At 56.6% G+C, this 22157-nt stretch carries 24 protein-coding genes; 9 read left to right on the top strand and 15 right to left on the bottom strand.

The annotated features are described in order from the left end of the window. Nucleotides 1-8: 8 nt before the first annotated feature. Nucleotides 9-2357 (bottom strand): LPS assembly protein LptD, encoded by a 2349-nt coding sequence (gene lptD, locus WFN61_RS07540; protein ID WP_144816179.1) that lies wholly within the window; start codon nucleotides 2355-2357, stop codon nucleotides 9-11. A gap of 197 nt (nucleotides 2358-2554) precedes the next feature. Between lptD and djlA the strand changes: the two genes are divergently transcribed. Continuing rightward, the gene (djlA, locus tag WFN61_RS07535; RefSeq protein ID WP_144816177.1) at nucleotides 2555-3373 is read left to right on the top strand and encodes a co-chaperone DjlA; all 819 of its coding nucleotides are present in this window, start codon (nucleotides 2555-2557) and stop codon (nucleotides 3371-3373) included. Between the two features lie 49 nt (nucleotides 3374-3422). On the opposite strand, the gene hemW is transcribed toward djlA, so the two are convergent. Genes hemW through WFN61_RS07515 form a run of 4 tightly spaced genes read right to left on the bottom strand, consistent with a single transcriptional unit; the run spans nucleotide 3423 to nucleotide 6474 of the window. Then, on the bottom strand, nucleotides 3423-4559 hold the full coding sequence (gene hemW / locus WFN61_RS07530; RefSeq protein ID WP_337038446.1) for a radical SAM family heme chaperone HemW: 1137 nt from the start codon (nucleotides 4557-4559) through the stop codon (nucleotides 3423-3425). Continuing rightward, the gene (locus tag WFN61_RS07525; RefSeq protein ID WP_144816173.1) at nucleotides 4552-5145 is read right to left on the bottom strand and encodes an XTP/dITP diphosphatase; all 594 of its coding nucleotides are present in this window, start codon (nucleotides 5143-5145) and stop codon (nucleotides 4552-4554) included. The genes hemW and WFN61_RS07525 overlap by 8 nt, the downstream gene beginning before the upstream one ends. Nucleotides 5146-5184: 39 nt before the next feature. Next, nucleotides 5185-5751 (bottom strand): YggT family protein, encoded by a 567-nt coding sequence (locus WFN61_RS07520; RefSeq protein WP_144816171.1) that lies wholly within the window; start codon nucleotides 5749-5751, stop codon nucleotides 5185-5187. Between the two features lie 18 nt (nucleotides 5752-5769). After that, nucleotides 5770-6474, bottom strand: coding sequence for a YggS family pyridoxal phosphate-dependent enzyme (locus WFN61_RS07515; protein ID WP_337038444.1), 705 nt, complete (start codon nucleotides 6472-6474; stop codon nucleotides 5770-5772). Nucleotides 6475-6493: 19 nt separating this feature from the next. Here WFN61_RS07515 and WFN61_RS07510 point away from each other — a divergent pair, with 19 nt between their 5' ends. After that, entirely contained in the window at nucleotides 6494-7486 is a 993-nt protein-coding gene (locus tag WFN61_RS07510; protein ID WP_337038443.1) for a type IV pilus twitching motility protein PilT, read from the top strand. A 2-nt stretch (nucleotides 7487-7488) separates the two neighbouring features. Here the strand turns inward: WFN61_RS07510 and ruvX are convergent, their stop codons facing one another. The 8 genes from ruvX to hprR form a co-directional block, all read right to left on the bottom strand. Beyond that, a complete protein-coding gene (gene ruvX / locus WFN61_RS07505) occupies nucleotides 7489-7905 on the bottom strand; it encodes a Holliday junction resolvase RuvX (RefSeq protein WP_144816164.1) in 417 nt (138 codons plus the stop codon). After that, nucleotides 7905-8468, bottom strand: coding sequence for a YqgE/AlgH family protein (locus WFN61_RS07500; protein ID WP_144816162.1), 564 nt, complete (start codon nucleotides 8466-8468; stop codon nucleotides 7905-7907). Before WFN61_RS07500 ends, ruvX begins: the two co-directional genes overlap by 1 nt. Before the next feature lie 133 nt (nucleotides 8469-8601). Next, nucleotides 8602-9549 (bottom strand): glutathione synthase, encoded by a 948-nt coding sequence (gshB, locus tag WFN61_RS07495; RefSeq protein ID WP_144816160.1) that lies wholly within the window; start codon nucleotides 9547-9549, stop codon nucleotides 8602-8604. Between the two features lie 31 nt (nucleotides 9550-9580). Further along, nucleotides 9581-10312 (bottom strand): 16S rRNA (uracil(1498)-N(3))-methyltransferase, encoded by a 732-nt coding sequence (gene rsmE / locus WFN61_RS07490; RefSeq protein ID WP_257758508.1) that lies wholly within the window; start codon nucleotides 10310-10312, stop codon nucleotides 9581-9583. A 78-nt stretch (nucleotides 10313-10390) separates the two neighbouring features. After that, complete coding sequence (gene endA / locus WFN61_RS07485; RefSeq protein ID WP_144816155.1) at nucleotides 10391-11089, bottom strand: deoxyribonuclease I; 699 nt, start codon at nucleotides 11087-11089, stop codon at nucleotides 10391-10393. Between the two features lie 86 nt (nucleotides 11090-11175). Further along, the gene (locus tag WFN61_RS07480; protein ID WP_238081503.1) at nucleotides 11176-11685 is read right to left on the bottom strand and encodes a SprT family zinc-dependent metalloprotease; all 510 of its coding nucleotides are present in this window, start codon (nucleotides 11683-11685) and stop codon (nucleotides 11176-11178) included. A 50-nt stretch (nucleotides 11686-11735) separates the two neighbouring features. Continuing rightward, a complete protein-coding gene (locus WFN61_RS07475) occupies nucleotides 11736-13100 on the bottom strand; it encodes a heavy metal sensor histidine kinase (RefSeq protein WP_442961816.1) in 1365 nt (454 codons plus the stop codon). Beyond that, nucleotides 13081-13761 (bottom strand): response regulator transcription factor HprR, encoded by a 681-nt coding sequence (hprR, locus tag WFN61_RS07470; protein ID WP_257758506.1) that lies wholly within the window; start codon nucleotides 13759-13761, stop codon nucleotides 13081-13083. Before hprR ends, WFN61_RS07475 begins: the two co-directional genes overlap by 20 nt. A 133-nt stretch (nucleotides 13762-13894) precedes the next feature. On the opposite strand from hprR, the gene hiuH reads away from it, so the two are divergent. After that, nucleotides 13895-14305, top strand: coding sequence for a hydroxyisourate hydrolase (hiuH, locus tag WFN61_RS07465; RefSeq protein ID WP_257758505.1), 411 nt, complete (start codon nucleotides 13895-13897; stop codon nucleotides 14303-14305). A 54-nt stretch (nucleotides 14306-14359) separates the two neighbouring features. Here hiuH and galP read toward each other — a convergent pair whose 3' ends face one another. Both galP and metK read right to left on the bottom strand, forming a co-directional pair. Then, on the bottom strand, nucleotides 14360-15754 hold the full coding sequence (galP, locus tag WFN61_RS07460; protein ID WP_144816147.1) for a galactose/proton symporter: 1395 nt from the start codon (nucleotides 15752-15754) through the stop codon (nucleotides 14360-14362). Between the two features lie 343 nt (nucleotides 15755-16097). Beyond that, nucleotides 16098-17252: a methionine adenosyltransferase gene (gene metK / locus WFN61_RS07455; RefSeq protein WP_144816145.1), complete on the bottom strand. Its 1155-nt coding sequence runs from the start codon at nucleotides 17250-17252 to the stop codon at nucleotides 16098-16100. A gap of 344 nt (nucleotides 17253-17596) precedes the next feature. Here metK and WFN61_RS20950 point away from each other — a divergent pair, with 344 nt between their 5' ends. The 6 genes from WFN61_RS20950 (at nucleotide 17597) to speB (ending at nucleotide 22123) form a co-directional block, all read left to right on the top strand. After that, entirely contained in the window at nucleotides 17597-17764 is a 168-nt protein-coding gene (locus WFN61_RS20950; RefSeq protein WP_436880865.1) for a hypothetical protein, read from the top strand. Between the two features lie 94 nt (nucleotides 17765-17858). After that, nucleotides 17859-17990 (top strand): acid stress response protein YqgB, encoded by a 132-nt coding sequence (gene yqgB / locus WFN61_RS07450; protein WP_144816825.1) that lies wholly within the window; start codon nucleotides 17859-17861, stop codon nucleotides 17988-17990. 8 nt (nucleotides 17991-17998) lie between these two features. Further along, entirely contained in the window at nucleotides 17999-19975 is a 1977-nt protein-coding gene (gene speA, locus WFN61_RS07445) for a biosynthetic arginine decarboxylase (RefSeq protein ID WP_144816143.1), read from the top strand. Between the two features lie 218 nt (nucleotides 19976-20193). Continuing rightward, a complete protein-coding gene (locus tag WFN61_RS07440) occupies nucleotides 20194-20538 on the top strand; it encodes a type II toxin-antitoxin system PrlF family antitoxin (protein WP_144816141.1) in 345 nt (114 codons plus the stop codon). Nucleotides 20539-20546: 8 nt separating this feature from the next. Continuing rightward, nucleotides 20547-21026: a type II toxin-antitoxin system YhaV family toxin gene (locus WFN61_RS07435; protein WP_144816139.1), complete on the top strand. Its 480-nt coding sequence runs from the start codon at nucleotides 20547-20549 to the stop codon at nucleotides 21024-21026. 176 nt (nucleotides 21027-21202) lie between these two features. Then, nucleotides 21203-22123: an agmatinase gene (gene speB, locus WFN61_RS07430; RefSeq protein ID WP_042388088.1), complete on the top strand. Its 921-nt coding sequence runs from the start codon at nucleotides 21203-21205 to the stop codon at nucleotides 22121-22123. Nucleotides 22124-22157 lie beyond the last annotated feature (34 nt).

The following is a 22157-nucleotide window of genomic DNA, read 5'->3' as shown; positions in this document are numbered from 1 at the left end:
CGACTACATTATAAAGAGCTACTGTAAGGCAGAATATTCGAACGCAGCATCTGCTGAGTGCCCAGCCCGTAGTTCGAGCTCAGACCACGCAGCTCGATGTTAAAGCCGACGACGTTGTCGTAGATGCTTTGGTTGTTCTGGTCTTCCCACCCGTTAAGCTTACGTTCGTAACCGAAGCGGATAGCGTAGCAGCAAGAGTTGTACTGCAAACCAAGCATCTGGTCCGCAGGTTTGTTCTGCTTGGTGTCGTAATAGTAGGCACCCACAATCGACCAGCGATCTGCGATTGGCCAGCTTGCAACACCGCCCACCTGCGAGATGCCGTCCTTGCTCTGATCGGCATACGCGTAGTTAGGCAATGTGGCCTGGATATATTCCGCACTGGCGTAGCGGTAGCTCAACTGCACCATTCTGTCCGCATCACGGCGGTACTCCAGCGTGCCATTACCGTTTGCTACGCTATCAAGGCGGTTATCGTACTGAACACCGCCGCGCAGGCCCCAGCGCTCGCTCATGCGCCAATAGGTATCGCCTGCCCATACAACTGAACCTGTTTGGTCGTTATTTTCCCAGGTCATGTTTTTATCACCGGTGTGAGACTCGGTGAAGTAGTAGATTTGACCCACGGAAATGTTAAAACGTTCAACCGATTGTTGATCATAAACGCGTGACGTGATCCCGGTTGTGACCTGGTTCGCTGATGCGATACGGTCGAGGCCGCCGTAGGTTCTGTCGCGGAACAGGCCGCCGTAATCAAACTGTAGCAGGGATGAGTCGTAGTTATTGATATGGCTCTGGTCGCGGTAGGGAACGTAGAGATACTGCGCGCGCGGTTCCAGCGTCTGGCTGTAACCTTCCATCCAGTTCATATCACGCTCAAATACCAGTTTACCGTCAACCTTAAATTGGGGCATCACACGGCTCACCGACTCTTTATAGTCGGTGTTGCTCACCTGGTTAAAGTAGTCGAGCTTTTTCTGCTGGTAGTGAGTCGCCAGCAGTTTTGCTTCAGTATTGATGCTGCCCCATTGGTTAGAGAGCGGCAGATCAATTGTCGGCTCCAGATGTAAGCGCGTTGCTTCCGGCAGATCCGAGTTGGTATTAACAAAGTGAACCGCCTGGGCATAAACGTGGGTATCAAACGGCCCAACGTCGTTGTGATAGTAGTTCACATCCAGCTGCGGTTCTGCAGCATAAGAGTTACTGTTTCGCGTATCAAATACCTGGAACTGCTTGGTGGTCACCGTGGCATCAAAGTTTTCCAGTGCGTAGCCAACGCTAAATTTCTGCGTGGCGTAACCGTCGGTGCTGGAGCCGTAGGTCGACGTAAAATCGTTAAAATAGTGCGGATCGCTGACCTTGGTATAGTCGACGTTGAAGCGCCATACCTGATCCATCACCCCACCATGCTGCCAGTAGAAGAGCCAGCGGTGCTTATCGGTTTCGGTTGGATAATCGTTTTGATAAACATCATCCGACGGCAGGTAGTCGAACTCCATCAGGCCTGCGCCTGCCTGGGTCAGGTAGCGGAATTCGTTCTGCCACTGAATGCTGCCCCGTTTGTCCATATAGTGCGGCGTAATGGTGGCATCGAAGTTCGGCGCAATGTTCCAGTAGTACGGCAGCGTAAACTCAAAGTAGTTCTTGGAGCTGTATCTGGCGTTCGGGATCAGGAAGCCTGAGCGGCGCTTGTCGCCAATTGGCAGCTGCAGATAGGGGCTGTAGAACACCGGTACCGGACCCAGCTTAAAGCGTGCGTTCCAGATCTCGGCGACCTGCTCCTCGCGATCCTGAATCACTTCGCTACCCACCACGCTCCAGGTGTTTGACCCCGGCAGACAGGAGGTAAAGGTTCCGTTATCCAGAATGGTATAGCGGTTCTCACCGCGCTGCTTCATCAGGTCAGCGGTGCCGCGGCCCTGGCGTCCGACCAACTGGTAGTCGCCGTTCCAGACGTTGGTGTCTTTGGTATTCAGGTTAGCCCAGGCTTTTGGCCCTTTCAGGATCACCTGGTTATCATCATAGTGCACGTTGCCCAGCGCATCGACGGTACGGACCGGCGCGGTCTGGCCCTCCGGCTGCTGCTGGTGAAGCTGCATCTCGTCCGCCTGCAGACGGCTATTACCCTGTTGAACATCGACGTTGCCGGTAAATACGGCATCTTCAGGATAGTCACCCTTCGCGTTATCGGCGTTAATGGTGACGGGCAGCTTATTCGTTTCGCCCTCTACCAGAGGACGGTTATAGCTCGGGACGCCCAGCAGACATTGCGAGGCGAGATCGGCCGCCAGCCCCTGCTGACTGTACAGGGCTGAGCCAATCATTGTGGCCAGAAGGGTGGGAATACGTTTTTTCATACGTTGTATTTGTTGTTCCGTCATCAGTGGCTTTTCAGCTTGCAAGCGCTCAGAGACTAACTTACTCACCTGCACAGCGCTAGTGTTAATCCTGCCCGCTTTCGAGCCTGGTAGAGAAGGCTGTGCCTGTGCACGGCATAGAATGACGGGTATGATAATGCAAATCTTAGCCGACGGCATGACCATTTGGGGAGTATATGCAGTATTGGGGAAAAGTGATTGGCGTCGCCATCGCATTAATGATGGGCGGCGGTTTCTGGGGCGTGGTCCTCGGCTTACTCATTGGGCACATGTTTGACAAGGCGCGCGGCCGTAAAATGGCGTTTTTTGCCAACCAGCGCGAGCGTCAGACGCTCTTTTTCGCCACCACCTTTGAGGTGATGGGGCATCTAACCAAATCCAAGGGGCGCGTTACCGAGGCGGATATTCAGGTGGCAAGCCTGTTTATGGACCGGCTCAACCTGCACGGCGATTCACGTGCCTTAGCCCAGCAGGCGTTTCGCGTCGGCAAAACCGATAACTATCCGCTGCGGGAAAAGATGCGTCAGTTCCGCAGCGTCTGTTTTGGCCGCTTTGATCTGATTAGGATGTTTCTGGAAATTCAGATCCAGGCGGCGTTCGCTGACGGTTCGCTGCATCCAAATGAGCGTGCGGTGCTGTACGTCATTGCCGAGGAGCTGGGGATCTCCCGCGTCCAGTTCGACCAGTTCCTGCGCATGATGCAGGGTGGGGCGCAGTTTGGCGGCGGCTTTAACGGACAGCAGCAGTCAAACGGCGGCTGGCAGCAGGCTCAACGCGGGCCGACCCTCGAGGATGCCTGCAACGTGCTGGGCGTGAAGCCCACCGATGACGCTACCACCATCAAGCGCGCCTACCGCAAGCTGATGAGCGAGCACCATCCGGATAAGCTGGTGGCAAAAGGGTTACCGCCGGAGATGATGGAAGTTGCGAAGCAGAAAGCGCAGGATATTCAGAAAGCGTACGAGCTGATCAAAGAGCAGAAGGGTTTTAAGTAACCCGGCTCGCCGGTGAGCTCGTGCTGATGTCAGTACGAGCTCACACAGGCTATTCAGCGAGAAACAGCTCCAGCAGCGAGTTCAAAAACAGCTTGCCGTGCTCTGTTATCTGCCACGCCTCAGCGGACTCGGTTACGTAGTTGAGCGCCAGGGCACGTTCGATCTGCGGGCGGATCGCAGACTCATCCAGCCCGGTATAGCGGGTAAACTCCGCCCGTGGCGCAGCCTCCAGCAGACGGAAGCGGTTCATAAAGAACTCAAACGGCTTGTCAGCGGTCTCGACCTCATGCTGCCGGTCGCGATAGGTTCCCTGCATATAACCCCGCGGATGGCGCGTTTTGGCGGTGCGCAGGATCCGCCCATTCGGGAAGGTCACCTTGCCGTGTGCGCCGCAGCCAATACCGAGATAGTCCCCGAAGCGCCAGTAGTTCAGGTTATGCTGACACTGGTAGCCCGGCTTCGCATAGGCCGAGGTCTCATACTGCTGATAGCCTGCCGCCGTCAGCAGCTGGTGTCCTTGCTCGAAGATCTCCCACAGCGAGTCGTCATCCGGCAGCACCGGCGGCCGGGAGCCAAACAGCGTGCCCGGCTCAATGGTCAGCTGATACCAGGAGAGATGCGGCGGGTTCAGATCGATAGCCTGACGCAGATCGTCCAGCGCCTCTTCCAGCGTCTGATCCGGCAGGCCGTGCATCAGATCGAGGTTAAAACTGCGCAGCCCCAGACCCGTTGCCAGCCGGGCAGCGCGCTTCGCCTCCTCCGGACCGTGGATACGCCCCAGCCGCGTCAGCTTGGCTTCGCTAAAGCTCTGCACACCAATGGAGATGCGGTTAACGCCCGCCCGCTGGTAGTCGACAAAGCGGTCGGCCTCCACTGTACCGGGGTTGGCCTCCATGGTGATCTCGGCGTCAGCGGCCAGATTGAGACGCGCCCGCACGCCGTCGAGCAGGGTTTGCATTGCCGGGCCTGAGAGCAGGCTCGGCGTCCCGCCGCCGATAAAGATCGTCTTCACCTCACGCCCCTGCGCCCAGGGCGCATCAGCGTCAAGATCGCTCAGCAGATGCTGAACGTAGTCATCATGGGGAACTTCGCCCTTTAGCGCGTGCGAGTTGAAGTCGCAGTAGGGACACTTCTGCACGCACCAGGGGATATGGATGTAAAGGCTCAGAGGTGGCAAATCAGCCATTACGCAGGGCTTCCAGTAACAGTTTCAGCGCCTGTCCCCGGTGAGAGACGGCGCGCTTCTCGTCAGCGCTCAGCTCGGCAGCGGTTTTACCTGCCTCTGGCACAACGAAGATAGGATCGTAGCCAAAGCCGCCGCTGCCCGCAGGCGCACGGGCGATGGTGCCCTGCCAGCTGCCGTGGCACACCAGCGGGGTCGGATCGTCGGCGTGGCGCATATAGACTAGCACACAGTGAAACTGGGCCTGGCGCTCACCGTCCGGCACGTCCTGCAGCTCGACCAGCAGCTTCTCCAGATTCTGCTGGTCGGTTGCATCTACGCCAGCAAAGCGCGCGGAGTAGATCCCCGGCGCGCCACCGAGGGCGTCAACCGCCAGCCCGGAGTCGTCGGCAATCGCCGGCAGGCCGGTAACCTGCGCAGCATGGCGCGCTTTAATAATGGCGTTCTCGATAAAGGTCAGGCCGGTTTCGTCGGCGGACTCCACGCCCAGCTCGGTTTGCGCCACCACGTCGAGACCAAAATCGTTGAGCAGCGAGGCCAGCTCGCGCACTTTACCGGCGTTGCCGGTGGCAAGAACAACTTTTTGCATAGTTACATCCTGATTCGTGTAAACCGCGACCGCTGGCGCTTACAGCGCCATCCACAGCCCCGGCAGCAGCATATTTCCGGTACCCTGCAACAGCTCGGCAATGCCCATGTTGATGACATAGAGCAGCAGTACCAGGATCATCGGCGAGAAGTCGATCCCGCCCATGGACGGCAGCAGTCGGCGGATAGGGCGCAGCAGCGGCTCGGCGAGCTGCATCAGCACAAACTCAACCGGGCTGCGGCCCTGGCTGACCCAGCTCATGATGGCCATCAGCAGCAGCACCCAGAAGATCAGCTGGCCGATGGTTTTCAGCAGGATCAGTACGGCAGCAATCCAGATAATCGGCTGGAAGGTCACCACCATAAACAGCACGATAGCCTTAAGCACGCACAGCACAAACGTCAGCAGCAGCGAGGCGCTGTCGAGGGGGCCCATCGCCGGGATAATGCGGCGCAGCGGCCCTACCACCGGCTGGGTGATCTTCACGATAAACTGTGAGAACGGGTTATAAAAATCTACGCGGGCCCACTGCATCCAGACCCGTAACAGCAGCACCATCGTATAAAGCTCAATTACCGTTGAGAGCAGGAAAGTCAACGTCTTCATGGCGTTCCTCAGTTTTCCTTAATTTTTTGTATAGTCACGGGCACCAAATATGGCGGTGCCGATGCGTACCAGGGTGCTGCCCGCCGCGATGGCGGCTTCCATATCGTCGCTCATCCCCAGAGAGAGCGTATCTACCGTTGGGTAGCGCAATTTAAGCGCGTCAAATGCTACAGCCATTTGCTGTGCCACCGCAAACTGCCTTTCATAATTTGACACAGGGGCGGGGATTGCCATCAGCCCGCGCAGGCAGACGCCCGGCAGGTCAGCGACCTGGGCGGCGAGGGCATCCAGCTCAGCAAGGGGAATACCGGACTTGCTCTCTTCATCGCTAATATTGATTTGAATCAGGATGTTAAGCGGCGGCATTCCTGCGGGGCGCTGGTCGCTCAGACGGCTGGCGATACGCAGGCGATCGACGGTATGGCACCAGTCAAAATGCTCTGCCACGAGGCGGCTTTTGTTGGACTGCAAGGGACCAATAAAGTGCCATTGCAGCCCCGTTACGCCCTGCTCCTGGAAGTGGCGAATTTTATCCACCCCCTCCTGAACATAGTTTTCACCAAACGCGCGCTGTCCGGCGTCGATAGCCTCTGCGACGGCGCTCGCAGGTTTGGTTTTGCTGACTGCAAGCAGAGCAACATCTTCTGAAGCACGGCCGCAGCGCAGCGCAGCGGCTGAGATTTTGTCCCGGACCTGTGCCAGGTTATGCGCGATATCGTTCATCTTTTCCGGAGGCTTAATCATGGATATGGAAGACATAGTGGCCCTTAGTGTAAAGCATAACGTTTCGGATCTACACCTGTGCAGCGCCTGGCCGCCGCGCTGGCGCAGGCAGGGTAAGCTTGAAGATGCCCCGTTTCCGCCGCCGGATATCGAGGCGATCCTCCGCGACACCCTGACGGACGAGCAGCAGGGGGAGTGGTGGGCCAACCGGCAGGTAGACTTTGCCCTTGCGCTGGCGAGTCAGCAGCGGCTGCGGGCCAGCGCCTTTATGCACCATCACGGTATTTCCCTGGCGCTGCGCCTGCTGCCCACTACGTGTCCGAAGCTCTACGCTTTGGATACGCCGCCAGCGCTGGAGCAGATCCTGGCCTGTGACAGCGGGCTGGTGCTGGTCACCGGCGCAACCGGCAGCGGTAAATCCACGACCCTTGCGGGGATGGTAGACTATCTCAACCACCGCCTGGCAGGGCACATTCTCACCCTGGAGGATCCGGTGGAGTTTGTTCATCAGGGGGCGCAGTGCCTGATCGAGCAGCGGGAGATAGGCCAGCACTGCCCGTCGTTTGCTGACGGCCTGCGCGCCGCGCTGCGTGAAGATCCGGACGTCATTTTAATCGGCGAGCTGCGGGACAGCGAGACCATTCGTCTGGCGCTGACCGCTGCCGAGACCGGGCATCTGGTGTTGGCTACGCTGCACACTCGGGGGGCGGCCCAGGCGGTAGAGCGGCTGATCGATACTTTCCCGGCGGAGGAGAAAGCCTGGGTGCGTAGCCAGCTGGCGGGCAGCCTGCAGGCGGTGCTGGCGCAAAAGCTGGAAGTCGATAAGCAGGGCGGACGCGTAGCGCTGTTTGAGCTGCTGGTCAACACCCCGGCGGTGGCGAACCTGATCCGCGATGGCAAAACCCACCAGCTTCCGGGCCTGATGCAGACCGGACAGCTGGCGGGGATGCAGACCTTCAGCCAGAGCCACCAGCAGCGGGTCGCCGCCGGGCGGCTGGCAGAGAAGGGCTGAGATCAGACGTGCTGTTCGAAGTAGCTTTCGAGAATGATCACCGCCGAGGCGGAGTCAACGCTGCCTTTGTTCAGCGCCCGGAAGCCACCGTGGGCGAAGAGTCCTGAACGCGCCTCAACGGTGCTCAGGCGCTCGTCGTGCAGGGCAACGCGGACCCCGAAGCGGCCGTGGATCTTATTGGCAAAGTTGCGCGCCCGGGCGGTCAGGAGCTGTTCGCTGCCGTCCATGTTCAGCGGCAGACCGACCACGACTTCATCCGGCTGCCACTCTTTAAGCAGACGCTCAATCAGGTTCCAGTCCGGGGTGCCGTTTTGCGCCTTCAGCGCCGTCAGCGGACGGGCGGTGCCGGTAATGCGTTGGCCGATCGCCACGCCGATGCTTTTGGTGCCGAAATCAAAGGCTAACAGAGTCCCGCTCATCAGGCGTGTCCCGCCACGCCGGGCATGGTGGAGATATCAATGCCGATCAGCTTTGCCGCATCGCGCCAGCGGTCGGCGATAGGCGTTTTGAACAGGATATTCTGGTCTGCCGGAGCGGTGAGCCAGGCGTTGTCGAGGATCTCCTGCTCAAGCTGGCCTTTCTCCCACGAGGAGTAGCCGAGGGCCACCAGCACGTCGGCGGGCTGCTCGTCGGTGCCGAGTGTCTCCAGCACGTCCCGGGAGGTGGTGATCACCGTGTTATCCGAGATGCGAATACTTGAGGAGAATTTTGCCGGCGGCGTATGCAGGATAAAGCCGCGATCTTCTGCCAGCGGGCCGCCAAGCAGCACCGGCTTATCCAGACGGATCGCCGGATTACGCCCTTCGGGCTTGATTTTGAGCTTGTCCAGTACCCCTTCGACCTTCAGGTTCTCCAGCGGCTTATTGATGATGATCCCCATCGCGCCATCTTCGTTATATTCGCAGATATAGACCACGGCACGGCGGAAAAAGGGATCCTGGAGAGCAGGCATGGCAATCAGAAAGTGATGCTGTAAATTCATTGTCAGAGGTTCTGTTCCTGGTTCAAAAAGCAACAAGTACCCAGTATGCGGTGAAAGCCCCCGCTTTGCTATCCCTGCGGATCGCAAATCCGGGTCTTTCACCTGCAAACAGGCCGTTACGGGCGGGCTGAATTTAGTTGCCGAGACGCTTTTCAATCGCGTCCATCAGCATACCGGTAATGGAGACCGGGAACTCTGCTTCGATTTCACGAATGCAGGTCGGGCTGGTGACGTTAATCTCCGTCAGGCGATCGCCGATGATATCCAGACCTACAAAGATCAGCCCTTTGGCTTTCAGGGTAGGGGCAACGCGGCGGGCGATATCCCAGTCGCTGTCGGTTAATGGACGTGGTTCACCGCGTCCCCCGGCGGCCAGATTGCCACGGGTTTCGCCGCCCTGCGGAATACGCGCCAGGCAGTAGGGAACGGGTTCGCCGTCGACAACCAGCACGCGCTTGTCGCCGTCTTTGATCGCCGGCAGATAGTTCTGCGCCATGCAGTAGCGGGTGCCGTGCTCGGTCAGCGTTTCAGCGATCACGCCGAGGTTAGGATCGCCCTCTTTCACGCGGAAAATCGACGCGCCGCCCATGCCGTCCAGCGGTTTCAGAATGATGTCGCTGTGCTTCTGCCAGAACGCCTTAAGCTGCGCCTTGTTGCGGGTCACCAGCGTTTCCGGAGTCAGCTCCGGGAACCAGGCGGTGAACAGCTTCTCGTTGCAGTCGCGCAGGCTCTGAGGCTTGTTGACAATCAGCGTGCCTTTCTCTTCCGCGCGCTCCAGAATATAGGTGGCGTAGACAAATTCGGTATCAAACGGCGGATCCTTACGCATCAGCACGACGTCAAGATCGGCCAGCTCGATATCCTGCTCGCCGTTGAACGTATACCACTGGTCATAGTTCTGCTCTACGCTCAGGGTGCGCGTGCGAGCCCGGGCCTGGCCGTTGATCAGATAGAGATCCGCCATCTCCATATAGTGCAGCTCATAGCCACGACGCTGGGCTTCCAGCAGCATGGCAAAGCTGGAGTCTTTTTTGATGTTAATGCCTGCGATGGGATCCATCACAATGCCGAGCTTAATCATTCGCTTTCTCCGTTTAAACCTGTAGCCAGTCTTACCCCAAGTCACCGAAACGCACCTGAAGTGCGGTAATGGCGGTGAGCGCGGTGGTTTCAGTGCGCAAAACGCGTGGTCCTAACAGGATATCAGTAAACTGATAGTCTGCGGTCATGGCGATCTCGTTCGCCGTCAGGCCGCCTTCCGGGCCAATCAGCAGCCGCACGCGCTCAACCGGCAGCGGCAGCGTATTGATGCTGGCGCTGGCGCGCGGATGCAGATTCAGCTTTAGCCCCTCATCAGGCTCGGCGCACCAGGCTTCCAGATCCATAGCCGGACGTATCTCCGGGATCCGGTTGCGGCCACACTGCTCGCAGGCAGCAATAGCAATTTTCTGCCACTGCTGGATCTTCTTGTTCAGGCGTTCAGGATCCAGTTTAACCCCGCAGCGCTCAGAAAAAAGTGGCGTAATGAGGCTTACACCCAGTTCGATCGATTTCTGGATGGTGAATTCCATCTTTTCGCCCCGGGACATCACTTGGCCGAGATGAATATGCAGCGGCGACTCGCGATCGTCGGTTTCACCGGCGATGAGGCTCACCACCACGCTTTTCTTATCGGCGCGCACGATCTCCGCCTCAAAAAGCTGGTTGCTGCCGTCAAAGAGCTGCAGAGGCTGGCCTGCGCCCATGCGCAGCACGCGACCGACGTGATTGGCCGCATCGTCGCTTAGCGCAACCTGCTGGCCAACGGTGAGGAGTTCAGGGTGATAAATGCGGGGTTTACGCATGAAAACATCGTCCGGGATAGAGAGTGCGGCAAGGCTGCCGCACGGTTAACAAGATGCCGCTAGTGTAGGTTAGCTCTTTCACCCCTGACAAGCGCGCTGCACGTAGGGATTCGCATTACCCTGCACCTTGTTGATTCGCCTGTCGCGCTCGCACTCCCAGGGCGTGACGGGATAGATCTTGTTCCAGGCCTCAAACAGCTGCGTTTGCTGGCGGGAGAGCGACAGCGAATAGCGATCGCGCATATAGAAGTAGATGCGGGCGATGGCCCCGCGAGCGCGAGCAGGCGGTTCAGCCAGCTTCTCTTTGAAGTCGACCTTCATGTCGCACTGGCCGTACTGTCCCTCGCCGCCGTTCCACTGGCTGTACATAAAGTTGCCGCGATCGCCGTTGACCTCGCCGACGGCGGGCTGCAGGTTATGCATGTCGCTCTCCATCTGGCGATAGACCGGATCTTTCGCACAGTTTTTACGTCCGCCGTCCTGCCAGCACTGGCGCTGGTGGCCGAACTGCCAGGCGGGCACGACGTGCTCCCACTCAATACGGCTGGCGCGGTTGGCATTTTTACGCACCTTATAGCCGCAGGAGGCGAGATCGACCACGCCTTTCTTGCCTTGCCAGATAATGGTGCAGCCGCAGTAGAAGTCCCCCGGCGCGTCGGCGTTGATTTTTACGCCTGCCGCCTTGGCTTGGGCGAAACTGTGAATACCCTCAGCCAGCGCAGAGTGGGAGAGGCTCGCTGCCAGCAGGGTAAGGGTGAGAAGATAGGGGCGGGACATGACAAACTCCATTACAAAAGATCGTCGCACCCTAGCGAATGCGGTTCTCAGATGCAATCAGTCAGTTCACAAAAGCGTTTGCTTGTTCAGGCTGAGGCCGGTTCGGCAACCAGCGGCTCGCCGCAGTGGACGCAGCGGTAGACCGCTTCACCGCGCAGGATGCGGTTGTGGCGGCGCACGGTCAGCTGATGCTGCTGGCAGGCGCAGCGGTAGGGCCACGTATTACGCTGTACCGAGGCCAGCTCAAACTGATGGGTGCGGCGGGCGGGGACGCCGAGCACGCTCTCCATCATCCACTTCCACTCTTTGCCGTGTGGCGCAACGCGGCCAAAATGCTTCCACACCAGCAGGTGTGCCAGCTCGTGCGGGACAACTTCGTCAATAAACGCCTGCTGGTTCTCCAGCAGCAGCACCGGATTCAGGCGGATCTCATAGCTGGCAAGCCAGGCCGTACCCGCCGCCGCGCCGCGCTGCTGATAGACCAGCGTGGGTTCCGGATAGTGACGTTCAAGGTAGCGGTTGGCCTGGGCAAGCTTGTCCCGCAGGCTGCGCATAACAGCCTGCTGGAGGGCGATGGGGATGCGGGGTGTTTTCATAACGTCAGAGGATAATCGCTAAAAAAAGCGGCTGCAACAGCACCCGCTGCTCAGACAGGAAAACGCAGGGAGAAGATATGCTCTCCATCGGCAAAGCGGTAGTCTGCTGAGCCTCCGTGCAACTCCATAATCGCTTTCACCATGGATAACCCCAATCCATAGCCGGAGGAGTGCCGGGCGTTATCGCCTCGCCAGAAACGGTTAAATAGCTTGTCGGGTGCCTCCAGCTCGGCGCCTGGATTAATCACTTCAATAACCGTTTCGCCGTTTTTCATCCACGTATTTATGTGGATCAGCGCATTTTCCGGGGAGTACCTTACCGCATTGCTGAGCAGGTTTAACAGTACGCGCTGGAGCAGGATCCGATCGGCCTGAAGCGTGCCCTCGCATGCGGTGACGAAGGTGATATTTTTTTCGTCGGCCTCATACTCCAGGAAATCGATCAGATTACCTATCGCCTCAGCAGACGAAACCGCCTCTTTTTTGAGCAGGATATTATTATGCTCGGCGCGGGCGAGGAAAAGAATATTTTCAGTTAAGCGGGAAAGCCCCTCCAGCTCTTCAATATTATTCGCCAGCGCCTGCTGGTATTCATCAATGGTGCGCTCTTTGTTCAGGACGACCTGGTTATGGCCAAGCAGAATATTGACCGGCGTACGTAATTCATGGGCCAGATCGTCAGCAAACTGATTGAGCCGGGTAAAATCATCATCCAGCTTCTGACGCATAATATTTAACGCGCTACCCAAGGGTTTCAGTTCAATGGGCAGGGTTTTTTCATCCAGAGGCTGGCTAAGTCCGCGACTGTCTATATTCGCCGTTAACCGGCTCAGCGCGTGAATAGCTTTCAGACCGTTCCTGATCAAGAGCGGGCTTAATGCCGAGCAGAGCAGAATAGCGATGATGCAAATCATGATGCTGTTATCGCGATACTGTTCAAGCATATATTGACGCTCTGACGCGAGCCTGGCGACGGTAATGGTCACGGGCTGGTCATAGCTGAGCGCGGCGATCCGCACCGCTGAAAGCTGCGTGCCGGCGATATCGCGTTTGGCGATCGTCGCTAAATCAGGCTTGTTCAGCGAGGGTAGGGCGTCCAGCAGGGACGGATCCACGCCCGTATGATTGACGGAAATACTCCGCGCGTCGGGGGAGTGGATGAGCAGAATATCCTGACGGGTATCCATCATCCGGTTAAAATAGAGCGGTAGATTTTCGGCTTTGGCACCATCCAATAACAGCTGCCTGATCTGCTCGGCGCGGTTAACCAGCGTGATATCATCCCGCCACGTTAATTCGTGGCTTAACGCCCGATATAACGTCCAGCTTACGCCGGTGCAGGCTAACGCCATCACCAGTACAAATGACAACGTCAGGCGTAACGTCATTGATAACTCAGGTTTCACTGTTTTCATCTGCCCCGAATCTATAGCCCATACCTCTGACGGTGCTGATCAATTTAGTCGCAAAAGGATCGTCAACTTTTGCCCGCAGGCGGCGAATCGCGACATCAACCGTGTTGGTTTCACTGTCAAAATTAATTCCCCATACCTCGCTGGCAATCACCGCGCGGGGAATAATTTCGCCGGCCCTGGAGACCAGCAGCCATAGCAGGAGAAACTCCTTGCGGGTCAGGACGATCGTTTTTCCATCACGGGAGACGCTTTGCTTAACGGAGTCCATCTCCAGCCCGTTTGATTTCAAATGCGTATGGGCAACGGGATTATTTCGCAGCTGGGCACGCACCCTGGCTAACAGCTCAGCAAAGGAGAAGGGTTTAACCAGATAATCATTGGCTCCCAACTCCAGCCCTTTGACTCTGTCCTCGACCGCATCCCGCGCGGTAAGGCAAATAACCGGGGTTTGATGCGCCGTTCTTATCGCTTTAAGAACCTGCCAGCCATCCAGGCCCGGCAGCATAATATCCAGAATAATCAGCGAATAGGGCTCATGCAGCGCGAGGCGTAACCCATCTCTGCCGTCGCTTACCGTATCCACGACATAGCCCGCCTCGGTCAGTCCCTGACTGACCCAGTCGCTGGTTTTTTGATTATCTTCAATAAGTAGAATCTTCATGGATTCACTATGTCATAAGCGGCCGTCAGCGGGTAAAAATATCATCAAAGATGACGGAAATGTAATCCTGGTGTCAGGTTAACCGCGCGCGGGTCATATACATTTCAGGTACCTACTTGAACTGGAGCAACACATGAAAAAGTATATCCTGAGCGCAGCGCTGCTCGCTGTTATTTCCGCATCCCCTCTTGCAATGGCAGCGGCCAGCAATATTCTGAGCGTGCACATTCTCGATGAGCAAAGCGGTAAACCTGCCTCTAACGTTGAGGTGGTACTGGAGCAGAAAAACAGCGACGGGTGGCAAAAGCTTAATAGCGGCTATACCGACAAAGATGGTCGAATTAAAGCGCTGTGGCCGGAGCAGGAAGCGAAACCGGGTGATTACCGCGTGACGTTTAAAACCAAGCCCTGGTTTGACAGCAAAAAGCAGGAGAGTTTTTTCCCGGAGATCCCGGTTGAATTCCACATCAGCAAAACAGATGAGCACTACCACGTTCCGTTGCTGTTAAGCCCGTATGGCTACTCAACGTATCGGGGAAGTTAATAACGGCGGGTGAGGTAAAAAAGCTTCCTCTCAGGCGAGAGGAAGCTCATCAGGTTAGTTGCTTGCGCCAATCTCGCGCAGCTTACGTCCTTTCATCAAGTTACGCTCGATGTGTTCCAGCGAGACGTGCTTGGTTTCAGGTACCAGCCACAGGGTCAGGATAATGAACAGTACGTTCAGTCCACCGTAGACCCAGAAGGTGTTGGCGTTGCCCAGCGAATTAAGCATGGTCAGGAAGGTCGCGCCGACGATCATGTTGGCAATCCAGTTGGTCGCGGTAGAGCAGGTGATACCGAAATCACGCCCTTTCAGCGGCTGGATCTCAGAGCACAGTACCCAGATCAGCGGACCGGCGCTCATGGCGAAACCAATGATAAACATCAGCAGCATCGCGACGGCAAAGTACTGTGCCGTAGGCGAGTGAATACCGATGTGCATCATGGTGCCCAGAATACCCATACCGGCAGCCATCACCAGGAAGCCCAGCACCAGCGTCGGCTTACGGCCCCAGCGGTCCACCAGTCCGATAGCGATAAAGGTCGCCAGCACGTTGGTCAGGCCAACGATAACCGTACCCCACATCTGCTCGGTGGTATTGGTGTAACCCGCCAGCTCAAAGATCTTCGGCGCGTAATACATGATGACGTTCATCCCGGTGAACTGCTGCATCACCTGCAACAGCACGCCAAGGAATACTGCGCGGCGGAAGTTGCTGTTCTCTTTAAACAGCGCCCAGCCACTCTGTTTTACCTTTAAGCTTTCGCGGATCTCATCCAGCTCGTGCCTGGCTTCAGCGCTGGTATCACGCAGGCGCAGCAGCACGCGCTCGGCATCGTGGAAGCGGCGTTTGGCAGCAAACCAGCGCGGGCTATCCGGCAGGAAGAAGACGCCAATCAGCAGCAGAATGGCCGGAATGATGATCACGCCGAGCATCCAGCGCCATGCGCCGCTGTAGCTAAAGGCGGTATCAGAGAGGTAGGCACCCAGGATACCGATGGTGATCATCAGCTGGTACATCGAAATCATACTGCCGCGGATCTTCTCCGGGGCGATTTCAGAGAGATAGAGCGGAGCAGTGTAGGAAGCCACGCCGACCGCCAGACCCAGCAGTACGCGGGAGAGGATCAGCACTTCAACGTTGGGTGCAGCCGCTGAGAAGAGCGAGCCGAGCACAAAGAGGATCGCGCCAATCATCAGGCTCTTTTTACGGCCCAGCTTGAAGGAGAGCCAGCCACTACCGACGGCACCGACAGCGGCACCAAACATCATGGAGCTCACTACCCACTCTTGCATATGTGAACTAATTTGGAACTCGTCAGCGATAAAGGGCAGCGCGCCCGCAATAACGCCGATATCAAGGCCGAAAAGCAGTCCAGCCAGCGCGGCGAGAAAACAGACAAAGAAGGTCATTGCCTTGTTTGAGCGCCCCGATTTTTTATTGTCAGGCATATCGCCCTCCAGTTGGGTTATCAATTTTAACGGTATAAAGGTTAGGTTAGAGCTGCGTAAAAAGATGTGAACTCAATCACACCAGTGTAATCGGTTACACTAGGCTCAAAGATTGTCACCAGAAAGTAACAAGACAAATCATAGAGTTAATGAATAGTAGCGTAATCTTGTGTAAAGGGAGTCAGACTATACCGAAATATAATGTAACAAACACGCTGCGAAGCGCATTTTGCCTGATATGGGCAAATGGACCCGCAATGAGTGCGTGTAATCGTTATCAACAGAGCGGTATAAAAAAGGCCAGCGCGAGGCTGGCCTGAGGGAGAGAGGGAGCGCGTCTGGCTTATTTCAGGCCAGCGGCCTCACGCAGTACGGCAGCTTTGTCGGTTTTTTCCCATGGGAAGTGTTCACGACCAAAGTGACCATAAGCGGCCGTCTCTTTGTAGATCGGGTGCAGCAGGTCCAGCATCTGGATCAGACCATACGGACGCAGATCGAAGAACTCGCGTACCAGCAGAGTCAGCTGCTCAGAGGCGATCTTCTCGGTGCCGAAGGTTTCCACCATGATAGAGGTCGGCTCGGCCACGCCGATGGCGTAGGAGACCTGAATTTCACAGCGGTCCGCCAGGCCAGCAGCAACGATGTTTTTCGCTACGTAGCGCGCCGCGTAGGCCGCAGAGCGGTCAACCTTTGACGGATCTTTACCAGAGAACGCACCGCCGCCGTGACGGGCCATGCCGCCGTAGGTATCCACGATGATTTTACGGCCGGTCAGGCCGCAGTCACCCATCGGGCCGCCGATAACAAAGCGGCCGGTCGGGTTGATAAAGAATTTGGTTGAGGTGTTCAGCCACTCTGCCGGCAGGATCGGCTTGATGATCTCTTCCATCACGCCTTCCTGCAGCGATTTCTGGTCGATATCTTCAGCGTGCTGGGTAGAGAGCACCACCGCGTCGATGCCAACGATCTTGCCGTCATCGTACTGGAAGGTGACCTGGCTCTTCGCATCCGGGCGCAGCCACGGCAGGGTACCGTTTTTACGCACTTCAGCCTGGCGCTGTACCAGACGGTGCGCGTAGGTGATCGGCGCTGGCATCAGCACGTCGGTTTCGTTAGTGGCATAGCCAAACATCAGGCCCTGGTCGCCTGCACCCTGCTCCAGCGGATCGGCACGGTCAACGCCCTGGTTGATATCCGGAGACTGCTTACCGATAGCGCTCAGTACCGCACAGGAGTTCGCGTCAAAGCCCATATCCGAGTGGACATAGCCAATGTCACGCACGGTGTTGCGGGTGATCTCTTCGATATCAACCCATGCGCTGGTGGTGATCTCACCGCCGACTAAAACCATGCCGGTTTTAACGTAGGTTTCACACGCCACGCGTGCTTTTGGATCCTGTTCAAGAATTGCATCCAGAACCGCGTCGGAAATCTGGTCAGCAATTTTGTCGGGATGCCCTTCGGAAACGGACTCGGACGTAAAAAGGTGTTTTGCCATGTTCTCTTCACCCTGGGGGAAATTTTGTTAGCTCAGACGCCGTGCCTGTATGGGCCTTTATGAGGCGTGCAGGTTAGTGACACAGGAAGTCTGAGGGTTAATCGGTATGGATGGATTAACATCTGGACGGCTATTTTAGGTCACTTCTTGACCCCGTTTCCAGCATTTTTTGATATTCATCGCACTATGAGTGAAAACGATGCTGTCACTTTCTCTGCACACGCGGCAAAAGGGGCTTTTTTATTTTGCTTTTTCACCCCGTTATCGGTATAAAACGCCGCACGCGGCTTGTATGCCTTGACCAGCCGCTAACCAGCTGGTTGGCGTGGAGGTGATACCAAATAATGAACCGTTGTTTATCGCTTAGTTTACTGCTTAGCTTGCCGCTAAATCTGCCGCGCCGTTCTGGCGTGCATGCATTTCCCGCTACCCGCAAATCTACTCTGCAAACCTGCCGATGTTATACCCATTTCGGCGCTTCTCAGGACTCCAGGGCCGGTTACGCCTGGTGACACCTGAACAAGGGCGCTCTTGTTAATTCAGGAGTTTTCTCGTGGTTTCGCCGAACCTTGTCATACAGAGTTCGGATACGTGTTTTACAATGATATGAACAAGAAACCGGTCGCACGGTCCACGCTTCAGCATAATACGCTGGATAACCGGGCTGTTTATGGGTTGTTATCGCCTCTACGGAACGCGATAGTAGTCAACTGTTTTACACTTACTAATACAATTTGAGGTTCGCTATGTCTGACGACATCTCTTCAGTTTCGCCTTCGTCAGCGGGCGAACAAGGTGTACTACGTTCCATGCAGGAGGTAGCGATGAGCTCCCAGGAAGCCAGTAAAATGCTGCGCACATACAATATTGCCTGGTGGGGCAATAACTACTACGACGTCAACGAGCTGGGCCACATCACCGTCTGCCCGGATCCTGACGTACCGGACGCGCGCGTTGACCTCGCTCAGCTGGTGAAAGCCCGCGAGGCCCAGGGGCAACGTCTGCCTGCGCTGTTCTGCTTCCCACAGATCCTACAGCACCGTCTGCGCTCAATTAACGCCGCGTTCAAGCGCGCCCGTGAGTCCTACGGCTACAAAGGCGACTACTTTCTGGTCTATCCGATTAAGGTTAACCAGCACCGCCGCGTCATTGAGTCCCTGATCCACTCCGGCGAGCCGCTGGGCCTGGAGGCCGGTTCGAAGGCTGAGCTGATGGCGGTCTTGGCGCACGCCGGCATGACCCGCAGCGTTATCGTCTGTAACGGCTATAAAGACCGGGAATACATTCGCCTGGCGCTGATCGGCGAGAAGATGGGCCACAAGGTCTATCTGGTCATTGAGAAGATGTCGGAAGTGGCTATCGTGCTGGAAGAGGCCGAGCGTCTGAACGTGGTGCCGCGTCTCGGCGTGCGTGCGCGTCTGGCGTCCCAGGGCTCTGGCAAGTGGCAGTCCTCCGGTGGCGAAAAATCCAAATTCGGCCTTGCGGCCACGCAGGTGCTACAGCTGGTGGAGATCCTCCGCGAGCGCGGACGCCTCGACAGCATTCAGCTTCTGCACTTCCACCTTGGTTCGCAGATGGCGAACATTCGCGATATCGCCACCGGCGTACGTGAATCGGCCCGTTTCTACGTTGAGCTGCACAAGCTGGGCGTGAATATCGAGTGCTTTGACGTGGGTGGCGGCCTGGGCGTGGACTATGAGGGCACCCGCTCCCAGTCTGACTGCTCGGTCAACTACGGCCTGAACGAGTATGCGAATAACATCATCTGGGCCATTGGTGACGCCTGCGAAGAGAACGGCTTGCCGCATCCGACGGTGATCACCGAGTCCGGCCGCGCCGTGACCGCGCACCATACCGTGCTGGTGTCGAACATTATCGGCGTAGAGCGTAACGAATATACCGAAGCGACGCCGCCTGCTGAGAATGCGCCACGTGCCCTGCAAAGCATGTGGGAGACCTGGCAGGAGATGCACGAGCCGGGCACCCGCCGTTCGCTGCGCGAGTGGCTGCACGACAGCCAGATGGATCTGCACGATATTCATATCGGCTACTCCTCTGGCGCATTCAGTTTGCAAGAGCGCGCCTGGGCAGAGCAGCTCTATCTGAACATGTGCCACGAGGTGCAGAAGCAGCTGGATCCGAGCAACCGCGCGCACCGTCCGATTATCGATGAGCTACAGGAGCGGATGGCGGACAAAATGTACGTCAACTTCTCGCTGTTCCAGTCGATGCCGGATGCATGGGGTATTGACCAGCTCTTCCCGGTGATGCCCTTGGAAGGGCTGGATCAGATCCCGGAGCGTCGTGCTGTGCTGCTGGACATCACCTGCGACTCCGATGGCGCTATCGATCACTACGTAGACGGGGACGGGATCGCCACCACCATGCCGATGCCGGAGTACGATCCTGACAACCCGCCGCTGCTGGGCTTCTTTATGGTGGGCGCATACCAGGAGATCCTCGGCAACATGCATAACCTGTTTGGCGATACCGAAGCGGTTGACGTATTTGTCTTCCCGGACGGCAGCGTCGAGGTGGAGCTCTCCGACGAAGGGGATACGGTGGCGGATATGCTGGAGTACGTGCAGCTCGATCCGAACACGCTGCTGACCCACTTCCGCGATCAGGTGAAGCAGACTGGGCTGGACGATGCGCTGCAACAGCAGTTCCTCGAAGAGTTTGAAGCGGGACTTTACGGCTACACCTATCTCGAAGACGAGTAATCTCGTTCGCCCGGCGGCCTTCTGCTGCCGGGCATCTCCTGCCTGTTTTTCTACTCCTGATTAGCTTTCATCTTTAGTAATGCATATGCATTGCAATGCACTTGCATTGCTTTTGTCGATGAGCTACGCTTTGCAACACGGGAAACCGTCAATGCTCGCTATCCTTTATTGTTGTAGTAGCTATGTAAACTTGACTCGTTAGAGCGGAGCAAACCCAAATGAACCTTTTAACTCAAGCCGGAGTGTCTCTGCGTGCGTCTTCGAAACTCACCGCCCGCAGCCAGACGACTATCCCTGCTTCAGTTAGAGACGCGATGAAGTTAAAACCTGGGGAAGAGATCGAATATGCCGTGCTTCCCGATGGTCAGGTGCTTATGTGTCGCAAAAATTCTGCGGAAAATGAAGATCCGGTAATAGGCTCTTTCCTGCGATTTCTTGAGAACGATATGCAAGAAAATCCAGGCCGCATTAAACCGTTACGCGCTTCACTTCTGGCGCGCGCGGAGTCTTTAACTGCTGATATGGATATCGACCTCGACGCTCCGCTTACCGATGAAGAGTAAGTGGACAAATGAACGGAAAGACGACCGAAATTAATGGTTGGAAGTTGTATACCCACCCCTGCTTTGATTCACAATTTGAAGCGCTGGTGGCGCAGGTAGAAGAGCTTAAGCAAAAGAACCCGGATAACTATCAAAAGAGAGCCGCCACGAAATTGCTCGCCGCGATTTTGAAGGTTATCAAACTGGAAATCTGCGGCAACCCAATGGATGCCAGGTTCAGGCAAGGAGAGACGCTGGGGGAAGAAAATAAACACTGGTTTCGTGCCAAGTTTCTTGGCCAGTACCGGTTGTTTTTTCGATTCAGTGAGCAGCATAGAACCATTATTCTGGCGTGGGTAAACGATGAATCTACCAAACGCGCCTACGATCACAAACGTGATGCGTATAAGGTATTCAGCGCAATGTTATCCAGCGGCCACCCACCGAGCGACTGGGATCGGCTGATTGCGGAGGCCGGGCCGCTCATTTCCCGTCTGCGTGGGCTATAATCGTCGATACGGATGTAAACGCAGGGGTCGTGGGCAGATTATTTTGGACTTACTTGAACCCGTACAGATTAACGGCGATAATCCGCGTCAGACAAGCACTCCCCCCATTCAAACCCTTCCTCGTCGGGCTAACGACGCGGAGGGGTTTTTTTATCGACGAAAAAGAGGTCATAGCCATGAGCACCTTAGGTCATCAATACGATAACTCTCTGGTATCTAACGCATTTGGTTTTTTACGCCTGCCGCTGAACTTCCAGCCGTACGACAGCGATGCTGACTGGGTTATTACCGGTGTGCCGTTTGATATGGCGACGTCCGGACGCTCCGGTAGCCGTCAGGGCCCGGGCGCTATCCGTCAGATTTCTACCAACCTGGCGTGGGAGCACTGCCGCTTCCCGTGGGACTTCGACATGCGCGAGCGCCTGAACGTGGTTGACTGCGGTGACCTGGTCTACGCCTTCGGTGATGCCCGTGAGATGAGCGAGAAGCTGCAGGCCCACGCCGAGCGTCTGCTGGCGGCTGGCAAGCGCATGCTCTCCTTTGGCGGGGACCACTTTGTCACGCTGCCGCTGCTGCGTGCCCACGCAAAACACTTTGGTAAGATGGCGCTGGTGCACTTCGATGCCCACACTGACACCTACTCCAACGGCTGCGAGTTCGATCACGGCACCATGTTCTATACCGCGCCGAAAGAGGGCCTGATCGATCCAAACCACTCGGTGCAGATCGGGATCCGTACCGAATTCGATAAAGACAACGGTTTCACCGTGCTTGATGCTTGCCAGGTTAACGATCGTTCCGTTGACGACATCATCGCTCAGGTGAAGCAGATCGTCGGCGACATGCCGGTCTATCTGACGTTTGATATCGACTGTCTGGATCCGGCCTTTGCTCCGGGTACCGGTACGCCAGTGATTGGTGGCTTGACCTCCGATCGCGCGATTAAGCTGGTACGCGGCCTGAAAGATCTGAATATCGTGGGAATGGATCTGGTGGAAGTCGCCCCGGCGTACGACCAGTCGGATATTACTGCCCTGGCCGCAGCGACCCTGGCGTTAGAGATGCTCTACATCCAGGCTGCTAAGAAAGAAGCGTAAGTGATTCAGGCCGGGTAGGGCGTAGCCACTACCC

The organism is Pseudescherichia sp. AS216 (assembly GCF_037152055.1).
In the GTDB taxonomy this organism is placed as follows: domain Bacteria; phylum Pseudomonadota; class Gammaproteobacteria; order Enterobacterales; family Enterobacteriaceae; genus Pseudescherichia.
The sequence above is the reverse complement of the archived record's forward strand: the minus strand, read 5'-3'. Positions and strand labels throughout refer to the sequence as shown.

Bases quoted from the DNA above. Each gene is read 5' to 3' on its own strand.
- lptD (WP_144816179.1), bottom strand. From the start codon at position 2,357: ATGAAAAAACGTATTCCCACCCTTCTGGCCACAATGATTGGCTCAGCC.
- djlA (WP_144816177.1), top strand. From the start codon at position 2,555: ATGCAGTATTGGGGAAAAGTGATTGGCGTCGCCATCGCATTAATGATG.
- hemW (WP_337038446.1), bottom strand. From the start codon at position 4,559: ATGGCTGATTTGCCACCTCTGAGCCTTTACATCCATATCCCCTGGTGC.
- WFN61_RS07525 (WP_144816173.1), bottom strand. From the start codon at position 5,145: ATGCAAAAAGTTGTTCTTGCCACCGGCAACGCCGGTAAAGTGCGCGAG.
- WFN61_RS07520 (WP_144816171.1), bottom strand. From the start codon at position 5,751: ATGAAGACGTTGACTTTCCTGCTCTCAACGGTAATTGAGCTTTATACG.
- WFN61_RS07515 (WP_337038444.1), bottom strand. From the start codon at position 6,474: ATGAACGATATCGCGCATAACCTGGCACAGGTCCGGGACAAAATCTCA.
- WFN61_RS07510 (WP_337038443.1), top strand. From the start codon at position 6,494: ATGGATATGGAAGACATAGTGGCCCTTAGTGTAAAGCATAACGTTTCG.
- ruvX (WP_144816164.1), bottom strand. From the start codon at position 7,905: ATGAGCGGGACTCTGTTAGCCTTTGATTTCGGCACCAAAAGCATCGGC.
- WFN61_RS07500 (WP_144816162.1), bottom strand. From the start codon at position 8,468: ATGAATTTACAGCATCACTTTCTGATTGCCATGCCTGCTCTCCAGGAT.
- gshB (WP_144816160.1), bottom strand. From the start codon at position 9,549: ATGATTAAGCTCGGCATTGTGATGGATCCCATCGCAGGCATTAACATC.
- rsmE (WP_257758508.1), bottom strand. From the start codon at position 10,312: ATGCGTAAACCCCGCATTTATCACCCTGAACTCCTCACCGTTGGCCAG.
- endA (WP_144816155.1), bottom strand. From the start codon at position 11,089: ATGTCCCGCCCCTATCTTCTCACCCTTACCCTGCTGGCAGCGAGCCTC.
- WFN61_RS07480 (WP_238081503.1), bottom strand. From the start codon at position 11,685: ATGAAAACACCCCGCATCCCCATCGCCCTCCAGCAGGCTGTTATGCGC.
- WFN61_RS07475 (WP_442961816.1), bottom strand. From the start codon at position 13,100: ATGAAAACAGTGAAACCTGAGTTATCAATGACGTTACGCCTGACGTTG.
- hprR (WP_257758506.1), bottom strand. From the start codon at position 13,761: ATGAAGATTCTACTTATTGAAGATAATCAAAAAACCAGCGACTGGGTC.
- hiuH (WP_257758505.1), top strand. From the start codon at position 13,895: ATGAAAAAGTATATCCTGAGCGCAGCGCTGCTCGCTGTTATTTCCGCA.
- galP (WP_144816147.1), bottom strand. From the start codon at position 15,754: ATGCCTGACAATAAAAAATCGGGGCGCTCAAACAAGGCAATGACCTTC.
- metK (WP_144816145.1), bottom strand. From the start codon at position 17,252: ATGGCAAAACACCTTTTTACGTCCGAGTCCGTTTCCGAAGGGCATCCC.
- WFN61_RS20950 (WP_436880865.1), top strand. From the start codon at position 17,597: ATGAACCGTTGTTTATCGCTTAGTTTACTGCTTAGCTTGCCGCTAAAT.
- yqgB (WP_144816825.1), top strand. From the start codon at position 17,859: ATGAACAAGAAACCGGTCGCACGGTCCACGCTTCAGCATAATACGCTG.
- speA (WP_144816143.1), top strand. From the start codon at position 17,999: ATGTCTGACGACATCTCTTCAGTTTCGCCTTCGTCAGCGGGCGAACAA.
- WFN61_RS07440 (WP_144816141.1), top strand. From the start codon at position 20,194: ATGAACCTTTTAACTCAAGCCGGAGTGTCTCTGCGTGCGTCTTCGAAA.
- WFN61_RS07435 (WP_144816139.1), top strand. From the start codon at position 20,547: ATGAACGGAAAGACGACCGAAATTAATGGTTGGAAGTTGTATACCCAC.
- speB (WP_042388088.1), top strand. From the start codon at position 21,203: ATGAGCACCTTAGGTCATCAATACGATAACTCTCTGGTATCTAACGCA.